This is a genomic window from Idiomarina sp. A28L, assembly GCF_000218785.1.
In the GTDB taxonomy this organism is placed as follows: Bacteria; Pseudomonadota; Gammaproteobacteria; order Enterobacterales; family Alteromonadaceae; genus Aliidiomarina.
Genome location: NZ_AFPO01000002.1, coordinates 82,294 through 100,879 on the forward strand (window position 1 = coordinate 82,294; position 18,586 = coordinate 100,879).

At 45.4% G+C, this 18,586-nt stretch carries 18 protein-coding genes and 1 tRNA gene; 12 read left to right on the plus strand and 7 right to left on the minus strand.

What is annotated here, in order from left to right:
* Positions 1-51 precede the first annotated feature (51 nt).
* Together tsaD and A28LD_RS01495 are read right to left on the minus strand one after the other, a co-directional pair.
* Positions 52-1,065, minus strand: a complete 1,014-nt coding sequence (gene tsaD, locus A28LD_RS01490; RefSeq protein WP_007419284.1) for a tRNA (adenosine(37)-N6)-threonylcarbamoyltransferase complex transferase subunit TsaD — start codon at positions 1,063-1,065, stop codon at positions 52-54.
* A gap of 150 nt (positions 1,066-1,215) precedes the next feature.
* A complete protein-coding gene (locus tag A28LD_RS01495) occupies positions 1,216-2,244 on the minus strand; it encodes a type IV pilus twitching motility protein PilT (protein WP_007419285.1) in 1,029 nt (342 codons plus the stop codon).
* 46 nt (positions 2,245-2,290) lie between these two features.
* On the opposite strand from A28LD_RS01495, the gene A28LD_RS01500 reads away from it, so the two are divergent.
* The 4 genes from A28LD_RS01500 (at position 2,291) to A28LD_RS01515 (ending at position 5,035) form a co-directional block, all read left to right on the plus strand.
* Positions 2,291-3,004, plus strand: coding sequence for a YggS family pyridoxal phosphate-dependent enzyme (locus tag A28LD_RS01500; RefSeq protein ID WP_007419286.1), 714 nt, complete (start codon positions 2,291-2,293; stop codon positions 3,002-3,004).
* 61 nt (positions 3,005-3,065) lie between these two features.
* Positions 3,066-3,893, plus strand: a complete 828-nt coding sequence (gene proC / locus A28LD_RS01505; RefSeq protein WP_007419287.1) for a pyrroline-5-carboxylate reductase — start codon at positions 3,066-3,068, stop codon at positions 3,891-3,893.
* A gap of 64 nt (positions 3,894-3,957) precedes the next feature.
* Positions 3,958-4,488, plus strand: a complete 531-nt coding sequence (locus A28LD_RS01510) for a YggT family protein (RefSeq protein ID WP_007419288.1) — start codon at positions 3,958-3,960, stop codon at positions 4,486-4,488.
* Positions 4,489-4,564: 76 nt separating this feature from the next.
* Positions 4,565-5,035: a DUF4426 domain-containing protein gene (locus tag A28LD_RS01515; protein ID WP_007419289.1), complete on the plus strand. Its 471-nt coding sequence runs from the start codon at positions 4,565-4,567 to the stop codon at positions 5,033-5,035.
* A gap of 37 nt (positions 5,036-5,072) precedes the next feature.
* On the opposite strand, the gene A28LD_RS01520 is transcribed toward A28LD_RS01515, so the two are convergent.
* Positions 5,073-6,803: a potassium/proton antiporter gene (locus tag A28LD_RS01520; protein ID WP_007419290.1), complete on the minus strand. Its 1,731-nt coding sequence runs from the start codon at positions 6,801-6,803 to the stop codon at positions 5,073-5,075.
* Between the two features lie 173 nt (positions 6,804-6,976).
* On the opposite strand from A28LD_RS01520, the gene rdgB reads away from it, so the two are divergent.
* The gene (gene rdgB / locus A28LD_RS01525) at positions 6,977-7,579 is read left to right on the plus strand and encodes an RdgB/HAM1 family non-canonical purine NTP pyrophosphatase (RefSeq protein WP_007419291.1); all 603 of its coding nucleotides are present in this window, start codon (positions 6,977-6,979) and stop codon (positions 7,577-7,579) included.
* Positions 7,580-7,620: 41 nt separating this feature from the next.
* On the plus strand, positions 7,621-8,784 hold the full coding sequence (gene hemW / locus A28LD_RS01530; RefSeq protein ID WP_007419292.1) for a radical SAM family heme chaperone HemW: 1,164 nt from the start codon (positions 7,621-7,623) through the stop codon (positions 8,782-8,784).
* Here hemW and trmB read toward each other — a convergent pair.
* Positions 8,781-9,518 (minus strand): tRNA (guanosine(46)-N7)-methyltransferase TrmB, encoded by a 738-nt coding sequence (gene trmB, locus A28LD_RS01535; protein WP_007419293.1) that lies wholly within the window; start codon positions 9,516-9,518, stop codon positions 8,781-8,783. The genes hemW and trmB overlap by 4 nt on opposite strands.
* A gap of 118 nt (positions 9,519-9,636) precedes the next feature.
* Between trmB and mutY the strand changes: the two genes are divergently transcribed.
* The 5 genes from mutY (at position 9,637) to A28LD_RS01560 (ending at position 14,040) form a co-directional block, all read left to right on the plus strand.
* Complete coding sequence (gene mutY, locus A28LD_RS01540) at positions 9,637-10,728, plus strand: A/G-specific adenine glycosylase (protein ID WP_007419294.1); 1,092 nt, start codon at positions 9,637-9,639, stop codon at positions 10,726-10,728.
* A 116-nt stretch (positions 10,729-10,844) separates the two neighbouring features.
* The gene (locus A28LD_RS01545; protein WP_007419295.1) at positions 10,845-11,120 is read left to right on the plus strand and encodes an oxidative damage protection protein; all 276 of its coding nucleotides are present in this window, start codon (positions 10,845-10,847) and stop codon (positions 11,118-11,120) included.
* A 279-nt stretch (positions 11,121-11,399) separates the two neighbouring features.
* A complete protein-coding gene (proB, locus tag A28LD_RS01550) occupies positions 11,400-12,518 on the plus strand; it encodes a glutamate 5-kinase (RefSeq protein ID WP_007419297.1) in 1,119 nt (372 codons plus the stop codon).
* Entirely contained in the window at positions 12,511-13,779 is a 1,269-nt protein-coding gene (locus tag A28LD_RS01555; RefSeq protein WP_007419298.1) for a glutamate-5-semialdehyde dehydrogenase, read from the plus strand. Before proB ends, A28LD_RS01555 begins: the two co-directional genes overlap by 8 nt.
* A 185-nt stretch (positions 13,780-13,964) precedes the next feature.
* Positions 13,965-14,040, plus strand: a tRNA-Phe gene (locus A28LD_RS01560).
* Positions 14,041-14,212: 172 nt separating this feature from the next.
* Here the strand turns inward: A28LD_RS01560 and A28LD_RS01565 are convergent.
* Positions 14,213-14,683, minus strand: coding sequence for a methyltransferase family protein (locus A28LD_RS01565; RefSeq protein WP_007419299.1), 471 nt, complete (start codon positions 14,681-14,683; stop codon positions 14,213-14,215).
* Positions 14,684-14,822: 139 nt separating this feature from the next.
* Between A28LD_RS01565 and A28LD_RS01570 the strand changes: the two genes are divergently transcribed.
* Positions 14,823-17,291: a heavy metal translocating P-type ATPase gene (locus A28LD_RS01570; RefSeq protein WP_007419300.1), complete on the plus strand. Its 2,469-nt coding sequence runs from the start codon at positions 14,823-14,825 to the stop codon at positions 17,289-17,291.
* Positions 17,292-17,313: 22 nt separating this feature from the next.
* Here the strand turns inward: A28LD_RS01570 and A28LD_RS01575 are convergent, their stop codons facing one another.
* Entirely contained in the window at positions 17,314-17,739 is a 426-nt protein-coding gene (locus tag A28LD_RS01575; protein ID WP_007419301.1) for a VOC family protein, read from the minus strand.
* Positions 17,732-18,448 (minus strand): SGNH/GDSL hydrolase family protein, encoded by a 717-nt coding sequence (locus A28LD_RS01580; protein WP_007419302.1) that lies wholly within the window; start codon positions 18,446-18,448, stop codon positions 17,732-17,734. The genes A28LD_RS01575 and A28LD_RS01580 overlap by 8 nt, the downstream gene beginning before the upstream one ends.
* Positions 18,449-18,586: the final 138 nt, after the last annotated feature.

The following is an 18,586-nucleotide window of genomic DNA, read 5'->3' on the forward strand; positions in this document are numbered from 1 at the left end:
AGTTGTTGGTTAAGGCAACTGATAAACGTTAAGAATGGGATTAAGGTAAAACTAGAGCGGAGCTAATTCTGTAAGTGGCCAGCGCGGCCGAACCTTCACCTCTAAATCGGCTGTTTGCTGAGCTACTAAGCGCTGCGCTCCGGCGAACGCAATCATCGCACCGTTATCTGTACAAAACTCTGAGCGCGGATAGAACACTTCGCCACCGCGTTTATGCATAGTTTCTTCTAGCATGGCGCGTAAACGCACATTCGCACTTACACCACCAGCCACTACTAAACGGTTTAAGCCCGTTTGTTTGAGCGCTCGCTGACATTTAATAATTAACGTATCTACAACTGCATCTTGAAATGCTCGAGCGATATCTGCTTGCGTTTGCGCATCTTTGCCATTCTTTGCAATCGCCTGCGCCGCCGCAGTTTTTAAACCACTAAATGAAAAATTCAGGCCCGGTTTATCGGTCATTGGCCTTGGAAATACAAAGCGGTCGGCAACGCCTTTATCGGCCATTGCCGCAAGCCGAGGCCCGCCTGGATAATCAAGGCCAAGTAACTTTGCGGTTTTATCAAACGCTTCACCAGCTGCATCATCCACTGATTCACCCAACAAGATATATTCACCAATACCATCCACTTGCACCAATTGAGTATGGCCGCCAGAAACCAAAAGCGCGATAAATGGGAATTCAGGTTGTTTTTCTTCTAACATTGGCGCCAGTAAATGCCCTTCCATATGGTGCACGCCCACAGCAGGAACGTTCCAACCAAATGCTAAGCTACGCCCAATAGTTGCACCTACAAGTAAAGCCCCAATTAAACCCGGCCCGGCAGTATAAGCAACACCATCAATATCTGCAGCGGTTAGGTTAGCATCAGCTAACGCTTTACGAATCAATGGTAGGGTTTTGCGCACGTGATCGCGCGAGGCCAGCTCAGGCACTACACCACCATAATCAGCATGTAGTTTTACTTGGCTATATAAAGCATGGGATAACAACCCTTGCTCGGTATCATAAATCGCAATACCGGTCTCATCACAAGAGGTTTCAATTCCCAAAACACGCATATTATTTTTGCCTCAAAATTTACCGCAGAACTCGCAATAGTAACCACGGAAGCACTTATGCGGCAATGAAATTAGATCGTTATTTAAGGCCCGTATTCTAACGAAAAACTAAGCTAGCGGCACTAGCTGTTTTAACATAAGTTGAGTGCCCTAAGTAATTTGCCCCAACTTACCTTTCACTTGATCTTGATTAATTTCACCATTTTCCGCTAACCGATTCAGCGCTTGCTCCATGGTTTGCATACCAATTGCGGCACCAGTTTGAATCGAAGAATACATTTGCGCCACTTTATCTTCGCGGATTAAGTTTTTAATCGCTGGAGTAGCCAACATTATTTCATGAGCAGCAACGCGGCCACCGTTGGGCTTTTTAATCAAAATTTGCGAAACCACAGCGCGCAACGATTCAGAGAGCATCGAACGCACCATTGATTTTTCATCACCCGGAAATACATCGATAATTCGATCAATAGTTTTTGGTGCTGAGGTGGTATGTAAAGTACCAAACACTAAATGGCCTGTTTCTGCGGCTGTAAGAGCCAAACGAATGGTTTCTAAATCACGCAATTCGCCAACAAGAATAACATCCGGATCTTCGCGCAAAGAAACGCGTAAAGCATTACTAAAGCTGTGCGTATCTCGATGCACTTCGCGCTGATTAATCAAACTCATCTTATTTTCGTGCACAAATTCTATTGGATCTTCAATAGTGAGCACATGAAACGGATATCTGCGATTAATATAATCAACCATGGCGGCGAGTGTGGTTGATTTACCCGACCCTGTTGGCCCAGTAACTAAAACAAGGCCACGCGGGTATTCGGAAATACGGCCCAATATTTCTGGTGCGTTAAGCTCTTCAAGGCTGAGCACTCGATCAGGAATGGTGCGGAAAACTGCAGCGGGGCCATGTTGCTGCATAAATACATTAGCCCGAAAACGCGCCAGCCCTGGCACCGAAAACGAGAAATCGACTTCCAGATCTTCTTTGAATTGGGCTAACTGCCGCTCATTCATTACCGACGTAACCATTGCTTCGATTTGTCGAGAGTCGAGCAGGTCTGTGTTAATCTTACTGATATCGCCATCGATACGGCACATAGCCGGTGCATTTGCCGAAAGGTGCAAATCAGATGCTTTATTATTCACGCTGTGTTCAAGTAATTGTTTGATATCCATATAAAACTCTTATTCAAAATTAACTGGAAGAAGACAACTTAAGCCAATGCCAACATCAACAGAAATATCACACTCTGCATTGCACACGCATTTCGCCGAGGTAAAACAACAAATTAAGCATGCCGCCGAGGCTGCAAACCGCAGCATTGACAGTATCGCACTTCTTGCGGTCAGTAAAACGAAACCAGCATCCGCTATCGCCGAACTCTACGGTGCCGGCCAGCGCCAGTTCGGTGAGAATTATGTGCAAGAGGCTCTTGATAAAATCACCGAACTCCATGAGCTCACTGATATTATCTGGCACTTTATTGGCCCGTTACAATCAAATAAAACAAAAGATGTAGCCGAGAATTTCGATTGGGTACACAGCATAGATCGCGAAAAACTCGTTCGTCGGTTAAATGATCAACGGCCAGCTAAGCGCGGCCCTTTAAATATTTTAATTCAGGTCAATATAGATAATGAGGCCAGTAAAGCTGGTGTTGGTTTGCATGATATTAATGCTCTAGCTGCCAGCATTGCATCGGCAGACAGGTTACAATTGCGCGGAATTATGGCTATACCTAATCCTGAGGCCACTGCAAAAGAGCAAGAGCATAGTTTTCAGCAACTTCAAAAAGCGTACCGGCAACTGCAGGAACAGCATTCTGAAGTTGATACTTTATCCTTGGGTATGAGTAATGATTTAGAGTTGGCAATAAAGTATGGCTCAACCATGGTAAGAGTTGGAACAGCCCTATTCGGAGCAAGAAATAAATAGTTAGCTTCAGCGAAAAACAAATAATTTGCTAAAATTTATCGAAAAGAAGGAAATAATTATTATGAGCAACAATACACGTACCATTGGTTTTATCGGTGCAGGTAATATGCCGCAAAGTATTCTGGGTGGCATGATTAAAGGTGGGTATCCCGCCAGCTCAATAATTGTTAGTAACCCCAGCCGGCCAAAACTAGATATGCTGGAAGAAAAGTATGGCATTGTCACTAGCCAAGATAACCATGAAATAGCGGCCAAAGCCGATGTTATTGTGCTCTCGGTTAAGCCCCAGTTAATGCGCGATGTATGTGAAGATTTGCAACAAAACGTTCCTAACTTGGATAAAAAATTAATTATCACCATTGCGGCAGGTTTGCGCATGGATAGCTACTACGAGTATTTCAGCAAAGATATCGCCTTGGTTCGTGTGATGCCAAACACCCCATCGTTGGTAGGTGAGGGTGTTTCCGGTTTAGTTGCCGATACAAATACAACTAACGCAGACCGCGATTTTGTTACCCAAGTATTCGATTATGTGGGTATCACTATTTGGCTAGAAGATGAAGATGCTATTGATGTGCTTGGCGCTGTTGCCGGAAGTGGCCCTGCTTACTTCTTTGAGTTCATGCATAGCTTACAAAGAGCCGCAGAAGATCTTGGTTTTGATAGTGAGCAAGCCAGAGCAATGGTGCAACAAACATGCTTGGGAGCTGCAAAAATGGCGAGCGAAAGTGAGCTTTCGCTGGTAGATTTACGCAAGCAAGTTACCAGTAAAGGTGGCTCAACCGCCAAAGGCGTTGAGGTGTACCAACAGGCTGAATTAAATAAAATTTCCAAGCGCGCCGTGGAAGCAGCTGTTGCTCGCAACCAAGAAATGGCAAAGCTTTTTTAAGCAGAGTTTTTGTAAACTTAGCTACTCTATATTTAGCTACGTTAATTTATGAAAGGAAGAAACAATGGGTAATGGCGCGCAATTTTTAATTACAACCGCATTTGATATATACATTATGGCGGTGATTTTACGCCTATGGATGCAGCTCGCGCAGGTTGATTATTTTAATCCTGTATCGCAATTTATAGTAAAAATAACAGCGCCAATATTAAACCCGTTGCGCCGTGTGTTTCCTACTATCGGCCGTTTTGATATTGCCGCAGCGTTCTTAGTCTGTGCCCTTGCTGCATTGAAAATCTTCATTTTAATTCATCTGCAACTGGGTAGTTTCCCATACACTGTGCTGAATTTGGTGTTAGCCGCATTACATAGCGTAGCACTCACCACATTAACCCTTATTTTCTGGGTACTTTTAGTACGCGCTATAATGAGTTGGTTTAGCCAAGGCCGCCACCCTATGGAATTTGTTTTGGCTCAGCTTACCGAACCAATGCTCTCACCCATTCGGAGAATTATCCCACCGATCGGCGGGCTCGATCTTTCCGTACTAGTATTAATTATTATTGTGCAGTTTATCCGTGTGAGTATTAGTTAGTTTCGTTTTAGCTAGCTGCATACGGTTTCCCATTAGGCCTGCATCACTTGCGCGCCTTACCATTGGAGAAAGTGAAATGAACATCTTAAAAGGTTTAGCTTTAACCGTTATCTGTGCAGGAACGATGTTGCTTTCAACATCAACTTCAGCACAAGAAACGGGGCAAGAACAAGTGCAGGGTGGGCAGTATCAAAATTTCGGTAACTGGCAGGTGCATTACAGCGCATTTCCAAGCACTATGCTGCAACCTGAAGTTGCAACGCGCTACAACATTCGCCGTAGTAACGCTCGTGGGCTTGTTAATATTTCAGTATTAGATACGGCTCGAGAAGATAATCCGGCACAACGGGTGGCAATTCAGGGCTACGCGCTTAACAGTTTAGGCCAACGTATTAACCTGCAGTTTCGCCGTTTTGTAGAAGAGCCTGCTATTTATTATATTAGCGAAGTTGGCCACGACAACGATGATCGCCTGCGCTTTTTTATCACGATAACTCAAGGTGATAGAAACGAAGAGCTTCGCTTCACGCACACATTTTATCGTTAAGTGGATTAGGCCCGATTTAATCAAGCGCAAGCCGTAACTAACTTGTTGCGGCTTTCACGCCTACTTTCAAAATCGTGCCATCATCTGCAATTTCTCGGGCAGTAAACACTAGATTACCCAAAACAACATGATCACCTATAACCACTCTTCTGTGGAAGCGGCGCACAAATATATCACTAATTTTAGTATCTAATTCCTCACCGCCCTCTTCCGGTAACACGTAGAAACCAGCTAAATCCGCTAGTGTTATATCCGCATTCAACACGAAATCACCAAAGAACGATTTACGGTTAATTCGCTTACTGGTTCCGGTTGAAGCCAACACTTCACTGATCTTGCTAACATCATCAGAAGCGGCCATAACCATTAACGAATCACCCGCTTTCAATGTTGGATCTGAAGCACTTCGTACCCACACACCATCACGAATTAAACCGATAAAATCAGCATCTCTAGGTAAGTTTATTTCACCCCAGTGGTGCTCTGCAGCAGCCGAATCGTCGGTAATTTCATACACTACAACTTCCAACACATCTTTAGAGTGAATACTATCGAGCGGCATTCTGTATTCAGGCTCTGGCTCGGCTGGTATTTCTAAACCTAGTTTGCGGGCTATCCAACTAATACTCCAACCCTGAACTACTAAGGAAACAAGCACTACAACAAAGGCGATTTCAAAATACAGCTGCTGGTTTTCAAGCCCCGCTATCCAAGGGAATAGGGCTAATACGATAGGAACCGCCCCGCGCAAACCAACCCAGCTTATAAACAGCTGATCGCGCCACGGGAATCGAAACGGCGCCAAACTTATAAACACCGCAAGCGGGCGAGCTACAAAGATAAGCACTACCGCTAAAATAAGTGCAGGAACAAGAATATCCAGTATCGAAGACGGCGTCATAAGCAAGCCGAGCATTAAGAACATCACAATCTGCGATAACCAAGCCAACCCATCGTGCACCCGAAGAATATGAATAACTTGTGGAAGCCGCGCGTTGCCAACGATATAACCCATTAAATAAACGGCAAGGAAGCCGCTACCCCCAAACTGAGCCGTTAAACCGAATACGGTAACTGCGCCTGCTACCGCAAGTAGCGGAAAAAACGAAACGTGCAAATCGAGCTTCTTACAACCGTATACAAAAACCTTGCCGCTTAAGTAGCCTACCAAAGCCCCCACCACAGCCTGCTGCAGAAAAGTTAACACTACCCAAGCATCAAGAGGCACATCAGGCTGAGCCAGAACTGCAACTAAAGTTACGGTAAGCATAACCGCCATTGGGTCGTTACTTCCCGATTCAATCTCAAGCGTTGAGCCTACGCGTTCTTTAATCCTCAGTTTTTGCGATTGGAAAATTGAGAACACGGCCGCGGCATCGGTAGAACCTAAAATAGCGCCAAGCAGCAATCCTTCTATCCAGGAAAAACCGAACAGCCATGCTGCCGCCAAGCCAGTAATTAAACAAGTAATGAGCACGCCTAACGACGCTAAGGTTGCTGCAGGCCGCAGAGCAACACGAAAACGCTCGGGATGCGTGCGCAAGCCACCATCGAAGAGAATGATAACCAACGCTACCGAACCTATAAGTAAAGCTACATCTGGATTATGGAATTGCAGCCCAAGTACCCCTTCCTCGCCGGCAAGCATACCTACACTTAAGAAAACTAAAAGCAGCGGCGCACCAACCCGCACAGAAAACTGCACAGCTAAAATGCTCACAACTAGTAATGCACCCGCAATCAGAATAAGTAGGTTTACAGCTTCCATTAGAGATTCAGGCTTCCTTCTTTGGCTAATTCATTCTTTAGAAATTTTCTTTTCGGAATGGTGTAACCATTAATTATTTAACAATAACGATTCAGCTTTCGATAATAACACAGCCATCGAAGTGCGCTATAATCGCCGCGAACTTAATTCTAGGATGTTAGCTGAGGTGATAAATGCAGGGTAAACAATCATTAGAGCTCGTGCTCGCTACAGGCAACAAGGGGAAGGTAGCTGAACTTTCCGAGCTGCTGGCACCCCTTGGATGGCAAGTAACACCACAAACAGAGCTTAATGTTAGCGATGCCGATGAAACCGGTTTAACCTTCATTGAAAACGCCATCATTAAAGCTCGGCACGCTTGTGAAAGCACAGGTTTACCTGCGCTCGCCGATGATTCCGGGCTAGCGGTAAGGGCGCTTGGTGGCGCCCCAGGTATCTACTCTGCGCGCTACGCTGGCGAAAATGCCACTGATAACGATAATGTTGAGAAACTTTTAGCCGCTATGCAGGGTGTTCCCGCCGAACAGCGGCAAGCTGAATTTCATTGTGTATTAGTATTCATGCAAAGCGCCAGCGATCCAACTCCCATCGTTTGCCATGGCCGCTGGGAAGGAATGTTAACTGAAAAGCCAGCAGGCGCAGGTGGATTTGGTTACGACCCAATATTCTGGGTGCCTGAGCGTAATTGTACTTCTGCCGAACTTAGCAAAAGCGAAAAACAAGTGCTTAGCCATCGCGCCAAAGCATTAAAATTACTAGTGAAGCAGCTAACGTAAACTAACCAAATCGATTACACATTTTTCAACTGGAAAACTTCATGATAGTAAGCGAAATGCAACTTCCACCTCTGAGTTTATATGTTCACATTCCGTGGTGTGTGCAAAAGTGCCCCTATTGTGATTTTAACTCCCATGCGCAACCAGAAGTAATTCCTGAGGTGCAATATATAGCCTGCTTGCTTGATGATCTTGATGCTGATTTACACTATGCGCAAGGGCGTGAGCTACAATCTATTTTCATTGGTGGCGGTACACCCAGTTTATTCTCCGCTGAAGGAATTCAGCGTTTACTAACAGGTATTCAAGCGCGCATCCCCTTCAGCGCGAACATCGAAATTACCTTAGAAGCCAACCCTGGCACTTTTGAAACCGAGCGTTTTGCTGGTTTTGCCAACGCCGGGGTAACACGCTTATCTATTGGTGTACAGAGTTTGCAGCATCAGCAACTAAAGCGTTTAGGAAGGATTCATAATCCAGAACAAGCCGAAACAGCGGCGAAGCATGCTAGCTCATTGCCACTAAAAAGCTTTAACCTTGATTTAATGCATGGGCTGCCAGAGCAAACCTTAGCTACGGCAATGGCTGATTTAGATGGCATTATTGCGCTTAACCCGCCGCACATATCTTGGTATCAACTTACCATTGAGCCCAACACTATGTTTGCCAGTAAACCACCCGTGTTACCAAGCGATGATGTGCTTTGGGAAATCTATGAACAAGGCCACATTCGCCTCGCGGCGGCAGGTTATGAGCAATACGAAGTGAGTGCTTATGGCAAGCCCGGCCATCGTGGCCAACACAACCTCAACTATTGGCGCTTTGGTGATTACCTAGGAATAGGTTGCGGTGCTCATGGGAAAATTACGCTTCCAAACGAGCAGAAAATTATACGTACCGAGAAGGTAAAGCACCCGCGCGGTTATCTGGATTTAACCCGCAATTTTACCTTTAAACAATGGCAAGTGGAGCCCGATGAACGCGTTTTCGAATACTTTATGAATCGCTTGCGCTTGCTTGCAGCTGTGCCAAAAGCTGAGTTCACTGCGTTTACAGGTTTACCGTTAGAAATGGCCGAAAAAGCACTCGCCGATTCAATAAATAAAGGTTTTATCGAAAGTACAGCTGATACATGGCAAACCACTGAAACCGGGCGTTTGTACTTAAACCAGGTGCTCAGTGATTTGCTCACTGAAGATTCTTAAATAGCAGTATATTTCATATCCCAAACACCATGCCCAAGGCGCTGGCCACGTTGTTCAAACTTAGTTAATGGCCGCTCTTCTGGGCGAGGAATATAAGTGCCGTCCGTTGATTGGTTGCTATAGCTGGGTGCTTCGTTCATCACTTCGAGCATGTGCTCAGCATAGTTTTCCCAATCAGTAGCCAAATGCAACACACCGCCTTTTTTCAACTTTTTGCGCAGTAACGCTACAAAATCAAGTTGAATTAAACGGCGCTTATGGTGGCGCTTTTTATGCCACGGATCAGGGAAGAATATTTGCACGCCATCGAGGCTGTTATCCGCAACCCATTCTTTTAGAACTACTACGGCATCGTGCTCTATTACTCGCAGGTTACTCACCTCTTGTAATTCAGCTTCGAGTAAACAAGCCCCCACACCCGGAGTATGCACTTCTACACCAATAAAGTTCTTTTCTGGCGCAGCTTTTGCCATGGTCACCAAAGATTTGCCCATACCAAAGCCAATTTCGAGTATCACCGGATTACTATTGCCAAAAATAGCGTCGAAGTTGAGTAGTTCGCCTTTGAAATCAATACCCATTTTCGGCCATTGCCGTTCCATGGCACCCGCTTGGCCCTTGGTTAACCGCCCTTCGCGAAGAACAAAACTACGCACTTGGCGCATGTAGCGGCCACTTTCAGTTTTTTCTGGCGTTTCTCCACTACTTTTATGCTGTTCTGGTGTTTTGCTCATATCTACCTCTGTGATTCAAAATTCTTCGGCTAACCGCATGGCGTGCTTATTAACGAACCTGCTACACTCAACGGGCCGTTATTATCCAACCTCTTGAAGGAAAAACAAGCAAACTCGCATGCAAGAATCAAATAAAAGTAAAAACCACCTGAATCTGAGCGAATTCGCTGATACCGTTCTAACTTGGCAAAAAAACCATGGCCGCCACGATTTGCCATGGCAAAAGCCGGCCACGCCCTACCGCGTATTAGTTAGCGAGATTATGCTGCAACAAACTCAGGTTGCCACAGTTATCCCCTATTTTCAGCGCTGGATGCAGGCCTTCCCAACCCTCGATAGTTTAGCAAACGCTAGCGAAGATGAGGTTATGGCGCTTTGGCAAGGTTTGGGCTATTACTCGCGCGCTCGAAACTTGCAAAAAGCTGCGCGCTACATAGTTACCGAGCTTAATGGTGAGTTTCCAAACGAGTTAACGGCTATCGAGAAGATCCCTGGCGTTGGCCGTTACACTGCTGGTGCTATTCGCTCTTTTGCCTACGATGCCTATGGCCCAATTGTTGATGGCAATGTGCGCCGATTATTTTGCCGCCTTTTTGGTATTGAGGGGCAAGCTACATCAAGTGCGGTAAATAAAGCATTGTGGCAACGTGCTGAAGAATTAACACCACAAACGGATAACCGTAGGTTTGCTCAAGGGCTTCTCGATCTCGGTGCAACCCTTTGTAAGAAGCGCAATCCAGATTGCTACAGTTGCCCATTTTCTAATGCCTGCACAGCCTATCAAGAAAATAGAATAGAAGAACTCCCTACCCCAAAAGCGAAAAAACTAACGCCCACTAAACAGGGCCACTTTATTTGGCTTGAAGATGATGCTCTAGTTCTCGAAAAACGTCCTAGTAAGGGTATTTGGGCTTCATTATGGAGTTTGCCAGAAGTTTTGGTAGCGCCAAAAGGTGCCAAATTAAAAGGAAAGTTCAAACATGTATTTAGCCATTACAAACTCGAAGCCATGGTTTGGCAGCTCCCCGTGCCTGGCGGCGCAGAAAAGCTGTTTGAAGCGTTAGGCGAAGAGCAGGCGCGGTATGAAAGCTCGAATCAACAAATAACCCGCATTACCAGCCGAGAGGAGTTTTTAGCGTTGGGTTTACCAGCGCCGATTCGGGTGTTTATTGAAGAGAATTGGCTCGGCACAAGCAAGCCTAGCGAGTAAACTAGGGGCTGTGCTAATATTCAGCGTGAACATTCGATATTTTTAGCACTGGTATTTAAGTTGGCAGTTCAACTGGCACTCGAGCTAAAAACAACATTTAAAAACTGGAGTAGAAAATGGCCCGCACCGTATTTTGTGAATACCTCAAGAAAGAAGCTGAAGGCCTTGATTTCCAGCTATATCCCGGTGAGCTTGGTGAAAAAATATTTTCCAGTATTTCCAAAGAAGCTTGGGCTGAATGGCAAAAGAAACAAACCATGCTAATCAATGAAAAACGATTAAACATGATGGATGCCGATGCTCGAGTATTTTTGGAGCAACAAATGGAAGCGTTTTTGTTTCAAGGAAAGGAAGTTGATGTCGAAGGATACACTCCGCCGGAAGCAAAATAAGCAAATTCTCGGTAAAAACAACAAATTCATTATATTAAAAAACTCAGTTTTTAGTGCTTATTCAAACCGCCAGAAATGGAGTTTATTGCGCTTTAATTGAATAATTATGCTGATATCCAACTAGCCATAACATACCTACCTCATTCGCTTTATAAATACATTTAATACCTCCCATTCATGATGGAAATGGCTTATCTAGGCCTTTCAGAATGGGCTCGGTGGAGGTTAACCCCCGTTTATGTTAGTATGTACGCTTCGTTAGTTCAGTATGGAGTTCATATGAAAATCCCAGCCTGGCGAAGAGCAGTGATAAAAGTCGGCAGTGCTCTAATCGCGCCAGATGGTAACGGATGCAGTTCAAAATATCTTCTCGCCATCGCTCGCTTCATTAATGAATGCCGTGAGCGCGGACAAGAAATTGTCCTGGTGTCATCAGGATCCGTTGCAGCAGGCCGACATCATTTTAAAGTAGAAAGTACACAAGTTCCGGTTGTTCTTAAAAAAGCCATGGCGGCTGTAGGACAAACCCAAGTTATGGAAAGCTGGTCACGCTTTTTTGATTTCCCCTGTGCCCAAGTTCTCATGACTCACGACGATCTTCGTGATCGCGAACGCTACATAAGCATTCGTAACACCGTAAATGCGCTTCTCGAAAATGGCATTATGCCAATAGCAAACGAGAACGATGCATTAGCTACCGATGATTTGAAAGTAGGCGATAACGATAACTTAGCGGCCATGGTTGCTACCGTTGTTGATGCTGATGCTCTCTTCATTTGTTCTGATATCGATGGTTTATTCGATAAAGATCCAAACAAAAACAAAGATGCCACCCTACTTCCGGTAGTTGAAGAAATTGATCAGAGTATTTATGCCCTGGCCGGGGGTTCTGCAAGTGCCGTAGGCACAGGCGGAATGCGTACTAAGGTAGAGGCTGCCGAGAAGGCAACCGCTCACGGCATAGACACTTACATATTAAACGGCCGTAAGGGCAGTAAGTTCGAAGTGTTACTTCGAAACGAAAACCCGGGCACGCTATTTAAAGCAAAAGAAAACCCGTTAAGTAATAAGAAGCATTGGTTACGCCATACGCTAATTGCACAAGGCGAAATCTTAGTCGATTCCGCTGCTGTAGATGTAATTCGCAACGAAGGCGAATCATTACTCACCTCGGGTATCGTCGGTATAGAAGGTAATTTCGATCGCGGCGATGCAGTGCTCGTTCGGAGCGCAGAAAACATGGAAACGATCGCTAAGGGTATTTGCCGCTACAGCTCCCATGAATTAATTCATATTAAAGGGCAATCGGGCAGTGCCATCGCTGAAGCATACGGGTATAGCCCTATCAGCGAAGTCATTCATCGCGACGATTTAATGTTATGGAGAAAAAATGAGTAACCAAATTAGTAATACAGAGTTAGCTACTGAGATTTCGAAACGTGCTGCAAAAGCGGCTCGTTCAATTGCAACTTTATCTACCGAAGATAAAAATGCAGCCTTACAACGCATGGCCGATAGCATTCGCTCTCATCAAGAACAAATCTTATTGGCTAACGCCAAAGATTTACGCGAAGGTGAAGAGAAAGGCTTAGATGCAGCCATGATGGATCGTTTAGCTCTTGATGCCGATCGCATTGAAGATATGGCAAAAGCGATTGAAGAAATTATCGCTCTGCCCGATCCAGTTGGTGAAAGCTACCTATTGGAAGAGCGCCCAAACGGTATGCGCATCGATAAAATGCGTATTCCATTAGGTGTGATTTGCATGATTTATGAGGCTCGCCCAAATGTAACGGCCGATGCAGGTGCTTTATGCTTTAAATCAGGCAACGCTGTAATTCTGCGTTGTGGCCGTGAAGCCATTGGTACTAGTAAAGTAATTGCTGAAGCAATGCACAGTGCTATTGAAGCCAGCGGCTTGCCAAAAGATGTGGTAACTGTTGTGCCCTCGCCTGATCGTGATTTGATGGGTGAACTGTTAAAGCAAAGCGATTACATTGATTTAGTAATTCCACGCGGCGGCGAAGGCCTAATTCACTATGTAAGTGATAACAGCAAGATTCCAGTGATTCAGCATTACAAAGGTGTATGCCACTTATATGTTGATAAAGATGCAGATCTGGATAAAGCATTAGCGTTGCTGCTGAACGGCAAAACCCAACGTACAGGTGTGTGTAACGCCCTTGAAGCGGTGTTGGTGCATAGCGAAGTAGCCGATAAGTTCTTGCCAATGGCAGCTAAAGCACTAGCTGAAAAGAAGGTTAAGATTCACGCCTGCTCGGGCTCACTAGAATATTTTGAAGGTGCTGAACACATTGCCGATGATGCCTTCGGTGAAGAATACCTAGCCTTAGAGCTGGCGGTTCGGAAAGTGAATGATTACAACCATGCGGTTGAACATTTACATCAGTTCTCGAGCGGCCACACCGATGTTATTTGCACTGAGAACGAGCAAACTGCGCGCAAATTCATTGGCGATATCGATTCAGCTGTAACCATGTGGAATACCTCTTCACGGTTCTCTGATGGCGGCCAGCTAGGTTTAGGTGCAGAAATTGGTATCTCTACCTCTAAGCTCCATGCGTATGGCCCTATGGGCTTACAATCGCTAACTACCGAGAAGTTTGTAGTTACCGGTAATGGGCAAGTTCGCCCTTAAAATTTAACTCGTTTCGCAAACAGTGCGTTTCATAAGCGCTGCCTAGTATTAAAAAGGCTTCTAGTAATAGAAGTTTCAATAAAATACCACCGCAGCCTTGACACCTAACCGCAAAACGAGTTTAATACCCGCCGCATTGAGATGTTGCTGCAACAAAGCAACGAAATAGGCACAATGCGCGGTTTGCCCGGATAGCTCAGTCGGTAGAGCAGGGGATTGAAAATCCCCGTGTCGGTGGTTCGATTCCGCCTCCGGGCACCATTATTTGAAAGGCCCTGCTAGCAATAGCGGGGCTTTTTGTTTTCTGGCTTTGTACCAAGTAATTCATTAATTATCATTGGTTTTTTCTGTCATAGCGAGGTGAGATTACCGTCCGATCCAGTCAAACTCAGCAAAGTTATCTTATTTTTCACGAAAACCTCTTTGTTTAAATTTATACCCAGCGGCGAACTTGTTGCATGTAATCTGCATAGGGCTTGCCAAAATTATCGAGCAAAATCCGTTCTTCTGGGATAATTTGGAAACGCGTTAAAAACCACAAATAAACGGGCAACATTACAAATGCAACCAAGTTCCCTAACCATAGCGCAAAGCCAAGCAACAGGAAGAAAAAACCAAGATACATTGGGTTGCGGGTAAACCGGTAAACACCGCTCTTTACAACAGCAACACTTTCTTTGGGCTGCATGGGGTTTACCGTTGTTTTATGCTTACGAAACTCAAGCACACCCAGTACCGGCAATAGAACACCAAAAGCGATACTCAGCCACAAGAGCACTGCGGGTGTTAGAAATAGCCACCCCAGCTCTAACCAACTGCCAAATATCCAACTTAATAGCCACATATCGGTGGCAATAATCAATACTAGAACGAGTGGTGGAATTTTTAACTCTAAACTATTCATTTCCTGTGCCTTCTCTATTTATATTTCTGCGCACCTTTCTGCACACCTTTCTGCACATGTGTAACCTTGATGTTCATTTAGCTATTTCAACAAATAAGGTATAGTTTAAGCATCATAGCTTAGATTCTTAGAGGGTGGTATGAGCCAGGTTATTCAAGCGCCAATTACCAAACTTTCCTGTGCCGGCTGTGTGAGCCGAGCCACGAAAGCCATACAAGAGAGCGAAGGCATAATCGCTGCCTCGGTAAACCTTGCCAACGAAAAAGCTGATATTGAATATAACGATTCTGAGGCGCTAGCCAATGCAGTAAGTAATTTGCAAAAGGCTGGTTACCCTGCCCGTATTGAACGCATAGAGCTTGATTTAATAGGTATGCACTGCGCTTCGTGCGTGGGCAAGGTTGAAAAAGCACTCCAAAATGTAGCGGGCGTTTATAAAGCACAAGTTAACTTAGCCAGTGAAACAGCTGTTGTCGAATTTATTAGCGGCAGCGTTGAACCAAAGCAGCTTCAAAGCACAGTAAAGGCTGCTGGCTACCAAGCCGAAATTAAATCGGATGATCATGATGCTACGCACGCTACTAATGCCACAGCAAAAGACCACAAAGCCATTGAATTAAGATCGTTGCAGCAAAGTTTTTGGTTTGCTGCACTGCTTACCTTGCCGGTTTTTATTCTAGAGATGGGCAGCCATTTTATTCCCAGCATTCATCATTGGGTAGAGCAAAACCTTGGGCAAAGCCTTAATTGGCAACTGCAATTCGTGCTCACTACCTTAGTTTTGGCTATACCCGGCCGGCGTTTTTACAAAGTAGGGTTCCCTGCTTTAGTAAAAGGCTCGCCAGATATGAATTCTTTAGTAGCACTGGGCACTAGTGCGGCTTGGCTATTTTCGGTAGTGGCTACATTTAGCCCCGGCATTTTACCCGCTGGTACCACAAACGTTTACTACGAAGCGGCCGCAGTAATAGTTACCTTAATTTTGCTCGGCCGCTTACTAGAAGCGCGAGCAAAAGGCCACACAGGCGATGCCATTAAACGTTTAATTGGGTTACAAGCGAAAACGGCACGGGTAAAAAGAAACAATGAATGGCAAGAGCTTGCCATTGCTGATATTGAATTAGGTGATTTAATTCAAGCCAAACCCGGCGAACGCATTGCTGTAGATGGCGAAGTAACTAGCGGTGATTCATATGTGGATGAATCGATGCTCACGGGTGAACCTATTCCGGTAGCAAAAAATATCGGCGATATGGTATCGGCCGGAACGGTAAATAGTAATGGCTCACTTACCTTTAAAGCTACGAAAATTGGTGCCGATACTCTGCTTGCGCAAATTATTAAAATGGTGGAACAAGCACAGGGAGCAAGATTACCAGTACAAGCTTTGGTCGATAAAGTAACTGCAATATTTGTCCCTATCGTAATGGCCATTGCAGTGCTTACAGTAATTGTATGGCTTTTCTTTGGGCCAAGCCCTGCCCTCACCTTTGCGCTTGTGAATGGCGTAGCGGTTTTGATTATTGCATGCCCCTGCGCAATGGGTTTAGCTACTCCCGTATCCATTATGGTGGGTACCGGCCGTGCGGCTGAGCGCGGTGTGTTATTCCGCCAAGGCCAAGCGCTGCAAACCCTGCGCGATAGTAAAGTAATAGCCCTGGATAAAACAGGAACTCTCACTGAAGGTAAACCAAAGCTAACCGATTTCGAGGTGGTTGAAGGCTTTACAGAAATTGAAGTATTAGCTTTAGTTGCTGCGGTAGAGCAACAATCAGAACATCCAATTGCCAATGCGATTGTTGTTGCTGCACTCGATAAAGGTATCGAAATTGCTGAATGCATCGATTTTCAATCAGTTTCTGGTATGGGAGCTGTTGCAAAAGTTACCGCTAATACAAAACATAACACTCAAGTACACATTGGTGCCGATCGCTATATGCAGAAGCTGGATATCTCGGTTGCTATTTTTAGCGACACCGCTAAGCGCCTAGCGAACGAGGGTAAAACTCCGCTTTATGCGGCTGTAGATGGCAAACTCGCTGCTATTATTGCTGTGGCGGATACCATTCGCGAAAGTACTCCTGAAGCTATCAAGGCCTTTCATTCTCTTGGCCTACAAGTAGCAATGATTACTGGTGATAACCAAGCAACAGCGAATGCAATCGCGGCTAAGCTCGGTATCGATAAAGTAATTGCCGAAGTTCTACCCGATGGCAAGGTTACCGCCGTTCAGCAATTACGTGATGAATTTGGCCCCGTGGCATTCGTGGGTGATGGTATTAACGATGCGCCCGCACTTGCTGAGGCTAATACCGGCATAGCGGTAGGCAGCGGCACTGATATTGCCATTGAATCGGCTGATGTGGTGTTAATGCGTGGTGATTTACGCGCTGTGGTGGCGGCGATAGAAATTAGCCAAAAAACCTTACGCAACATAAAGCAAAACTTATTTTGGGCATTTGCTTACAATGCAAGCTTGCTGCCGGTTGCGGCGGGCATTTTATATCCGGTATTTGGCATTTTACTATCGCCAATATTAGCGGCTGGTGCCATGGCCTTATCGAGCATTTTTGTTCTTACAAATGCGTTAAGATTAAAGCGCGCCTAAAGCGGATTTTGTTGAGCGATTATCAGGCGCTATCGTGAGGGTTCCAAACAACCTCCCACAGATGGCCATCAGGATCTTGAAACACGGCGCCATAGCCACCCCAACCAAAGCTCTTCGCGGGCCTTACAATAGTGGCGCCAGCATTAATAACCTGCTGCACAATGGCATCTACCGCAGCTTCATTGGCTACATTATGCGCCAGCATGAAGCCAGCCGAATCAGGTGTACCTAGAGGCACACCACATTCCTCGCTAATACTTTTACGCGGCCACAAGGCAAGCTTTAGGCCTGGCTGAAAATCAAAGAAAACTACCGCACCGTTATTGAATTCTTCGCCAAAAATCCCCTTCGTAGCTAAACCTAAGCCATCGCGATAAAACGCTAATGAGCGCTCTAAGCTATCAACTCCAAGCGTGATATAGCTAATCGAATTTGAAAACTTAACCATGAGTATCCTCTATCTTGCGCACTATTGCCTGCGCCCATAGCTTATAGCCGATAGAGCCCGGATGGAAACCATCGCTGGCAATTACATCCTCATCCATAGGAAAGCTTACATCGAGTACTTCGCAGCCATGATTCACAGCCGCTACAGTATCTAGCTCATGCGTTAGCCTGCGTGCTTGTTGGCCAAGAAACCAACGTAGTGGTTGCGGCAAAGCTGGAAATAGATGCATGGGCGGTAATGCCGTTAAAATGATTTGCGATGCATGAAATTTTTCCTGCAGCAATTGCACAATTGCTTGTTGGCAATCGCGAAACTGTGCTGTTGGCACATTTCCGGTTACATCATTAACGCCCAGGGAAGTAACCACCACATCAAACTGCTGCGCGGCTTTCAAATGCAGCTTAGTTAGCGCAACAGCACTGTTATCGCCATTTTTCGCCCACAAATGCCATTCTATATGCCGCAAAGGGAAACGCCGCTGTAACTCAGCCACCAATTGCCCCGACAGGGCTTGATGCTGTGCGGCAACCCCTACTCCGGCAGCCGCTGAATCTCCACAAATCAATACTCGCAACGCTGGTTTTTCGCCACAAATCACACCACTGCGTTCGCCCTCAGGCTCGGGCAAGCGCGGTGTATTTAAACGCACTCGCTTGCCTTGCATTAGCAGCATAGGAGCAAGCGCAATCTTGCTAACAGTTATCAACATAATTGCCTTAATAAAACGATTGTTTCTGTGTTTAAGCCGCTATTCTCTATCACGCCACGAATTGAATGGTTTTAGTTTTAGCGCGGAAAATGTATAAAATTCGTTAACGATATCTGGTAAGTTTACTGCTATTCGATA

What these genes read in the sequence shown, in the direction of transcription:
- tsaD (WP_007419284.1), bottom strand. Translation starts at nt 1,065, where the DNA reads ATGCGTGTTTTGGGAATTGAAACCTCTTGTGATGAGACCGGTATTGCG.
- A28LD_RS01495 (WP_007419285.1), bottom strand. Translation starts at nt 2,244, where the DNA reads ATGGATATCAAACAATTACTTGAACACAGCGTGAATAATAAAGCATCT.
- A28LD_RS01500 (WP_007419286.1), top strand. Translation starts at nt 2,291, where the DNA reads ATGCCAACATCAACAGAAATATCACACTCTGCATTGCACACGCATTTC.
- proC (WP_007419287.1), top strand. Translation starts at nt 3,066, where the DNA reads ATGAGCAACAATACACGTACCATTGGTTTTATCGGTGCAGGTAATATG.
- A28LD_RS01510 (WP_007419288.1), top strand. Translation starts at nt 3,958, where the DNA reads ATGGGTAATGGCGCGCAATTTTTAATTACAACCGCATTTGATATATAC.
- A28LD_RS01515 (WP_007419289.1), top strand. Translation starts at nt 4,565, where the DNA reads ATGAACATCTTAAAAGGTTTAGCTTTAACCGTTATCTGTGCAGGAACG.
- A28LD_RS01520 (WP_007419290.1), bottom strand. Translation starts at nt 6,803, where the DNA reads ATGGAAGCTGTAAACCTACTTATTCTGATTGCGGGTGCATTACTAGTT.
- rdgB (WP_007419291.1), top strand. Translation starts at nt 6,977, where the DNA reads ATGCAGGGTAAACAATCATTAGAGCTCGTGCTCGCTACAGGCAACAAG.
- hemW (WP_007419292.1), top strand. Translation starts at nt 7,621, where the DNA reads ATGATAGTAAGCGAAATGCAACTTCCACCTCTGAGTTTATATGTTCAC.
- trmB (WP_007419293.1), bottom strand. Translation starts at nt 9,518, where the DNA reads ATGAGCAAAACACCAGAACAGCATAAAAGTAGTGGAGAAACGCCAGAA.
- mutY (WP_007419294.1), top strand. Translation starts at nt 9,637, where the DNA reads ATGCAAGAATCAAATAAAAGTAAAAACCACCTGAATCTGAGCGAATTC.
- A28LD_RS01545 (WP_007419295.1), top strand. Translation starts at nt 10,845, where the DNA reads ATGGCCCGCACCGTATTTTGTGAATACCTCAAGAAAGAAGCTGAAGGC.
- proB (WP_007419297.1), top strand. Translation starts at nt 11,400, where the DNA reads ATGAAAATCCCAGCCTGGCGAAGAGCAGTGATAAAAGTCGGCAGTGCT.
- A28LD_RS01555 (WP_007419298.1), top strand. Translation starts at nt 12,511, where the DNA reads ATGAGTAACCAAATTAGTAATACAGAGTTAGCTACTGAGATTTCGAAA.
- A28LD_RS01565 (WP_007419299.1), bottom strand. Translation starts at nt 14,683, where the DNA reads ATGAATAGTTTAGAGTTAAAAATTCCACCACTCGTTCTAGTATTGATT.
- A28LD_RS01570 (WP_007419300.1), top strand. Translation starts at nt 14,823, where the DNA reads ATGAGCCAGGTTATTCAAGCGCCAATTACCAAACTTTCCTGTGCCGGC.
- A28LD_RS01575 (WP_007419301.1), bottom strand. Translation starts at nt 17,739, where the DNA reads ATGGTTAAGTTTTCAAATTCGATTAGCTATATCACGCTTGGAGTTGAT.
- A28LD_RS01580 (WP_007419302.1), bottom strand. Translation starts at nt 18,448, where the DNA reads ATGTTGATAACTGTTAGCAAGATTGCGCTTGCTCCTATGCTGCTAATG.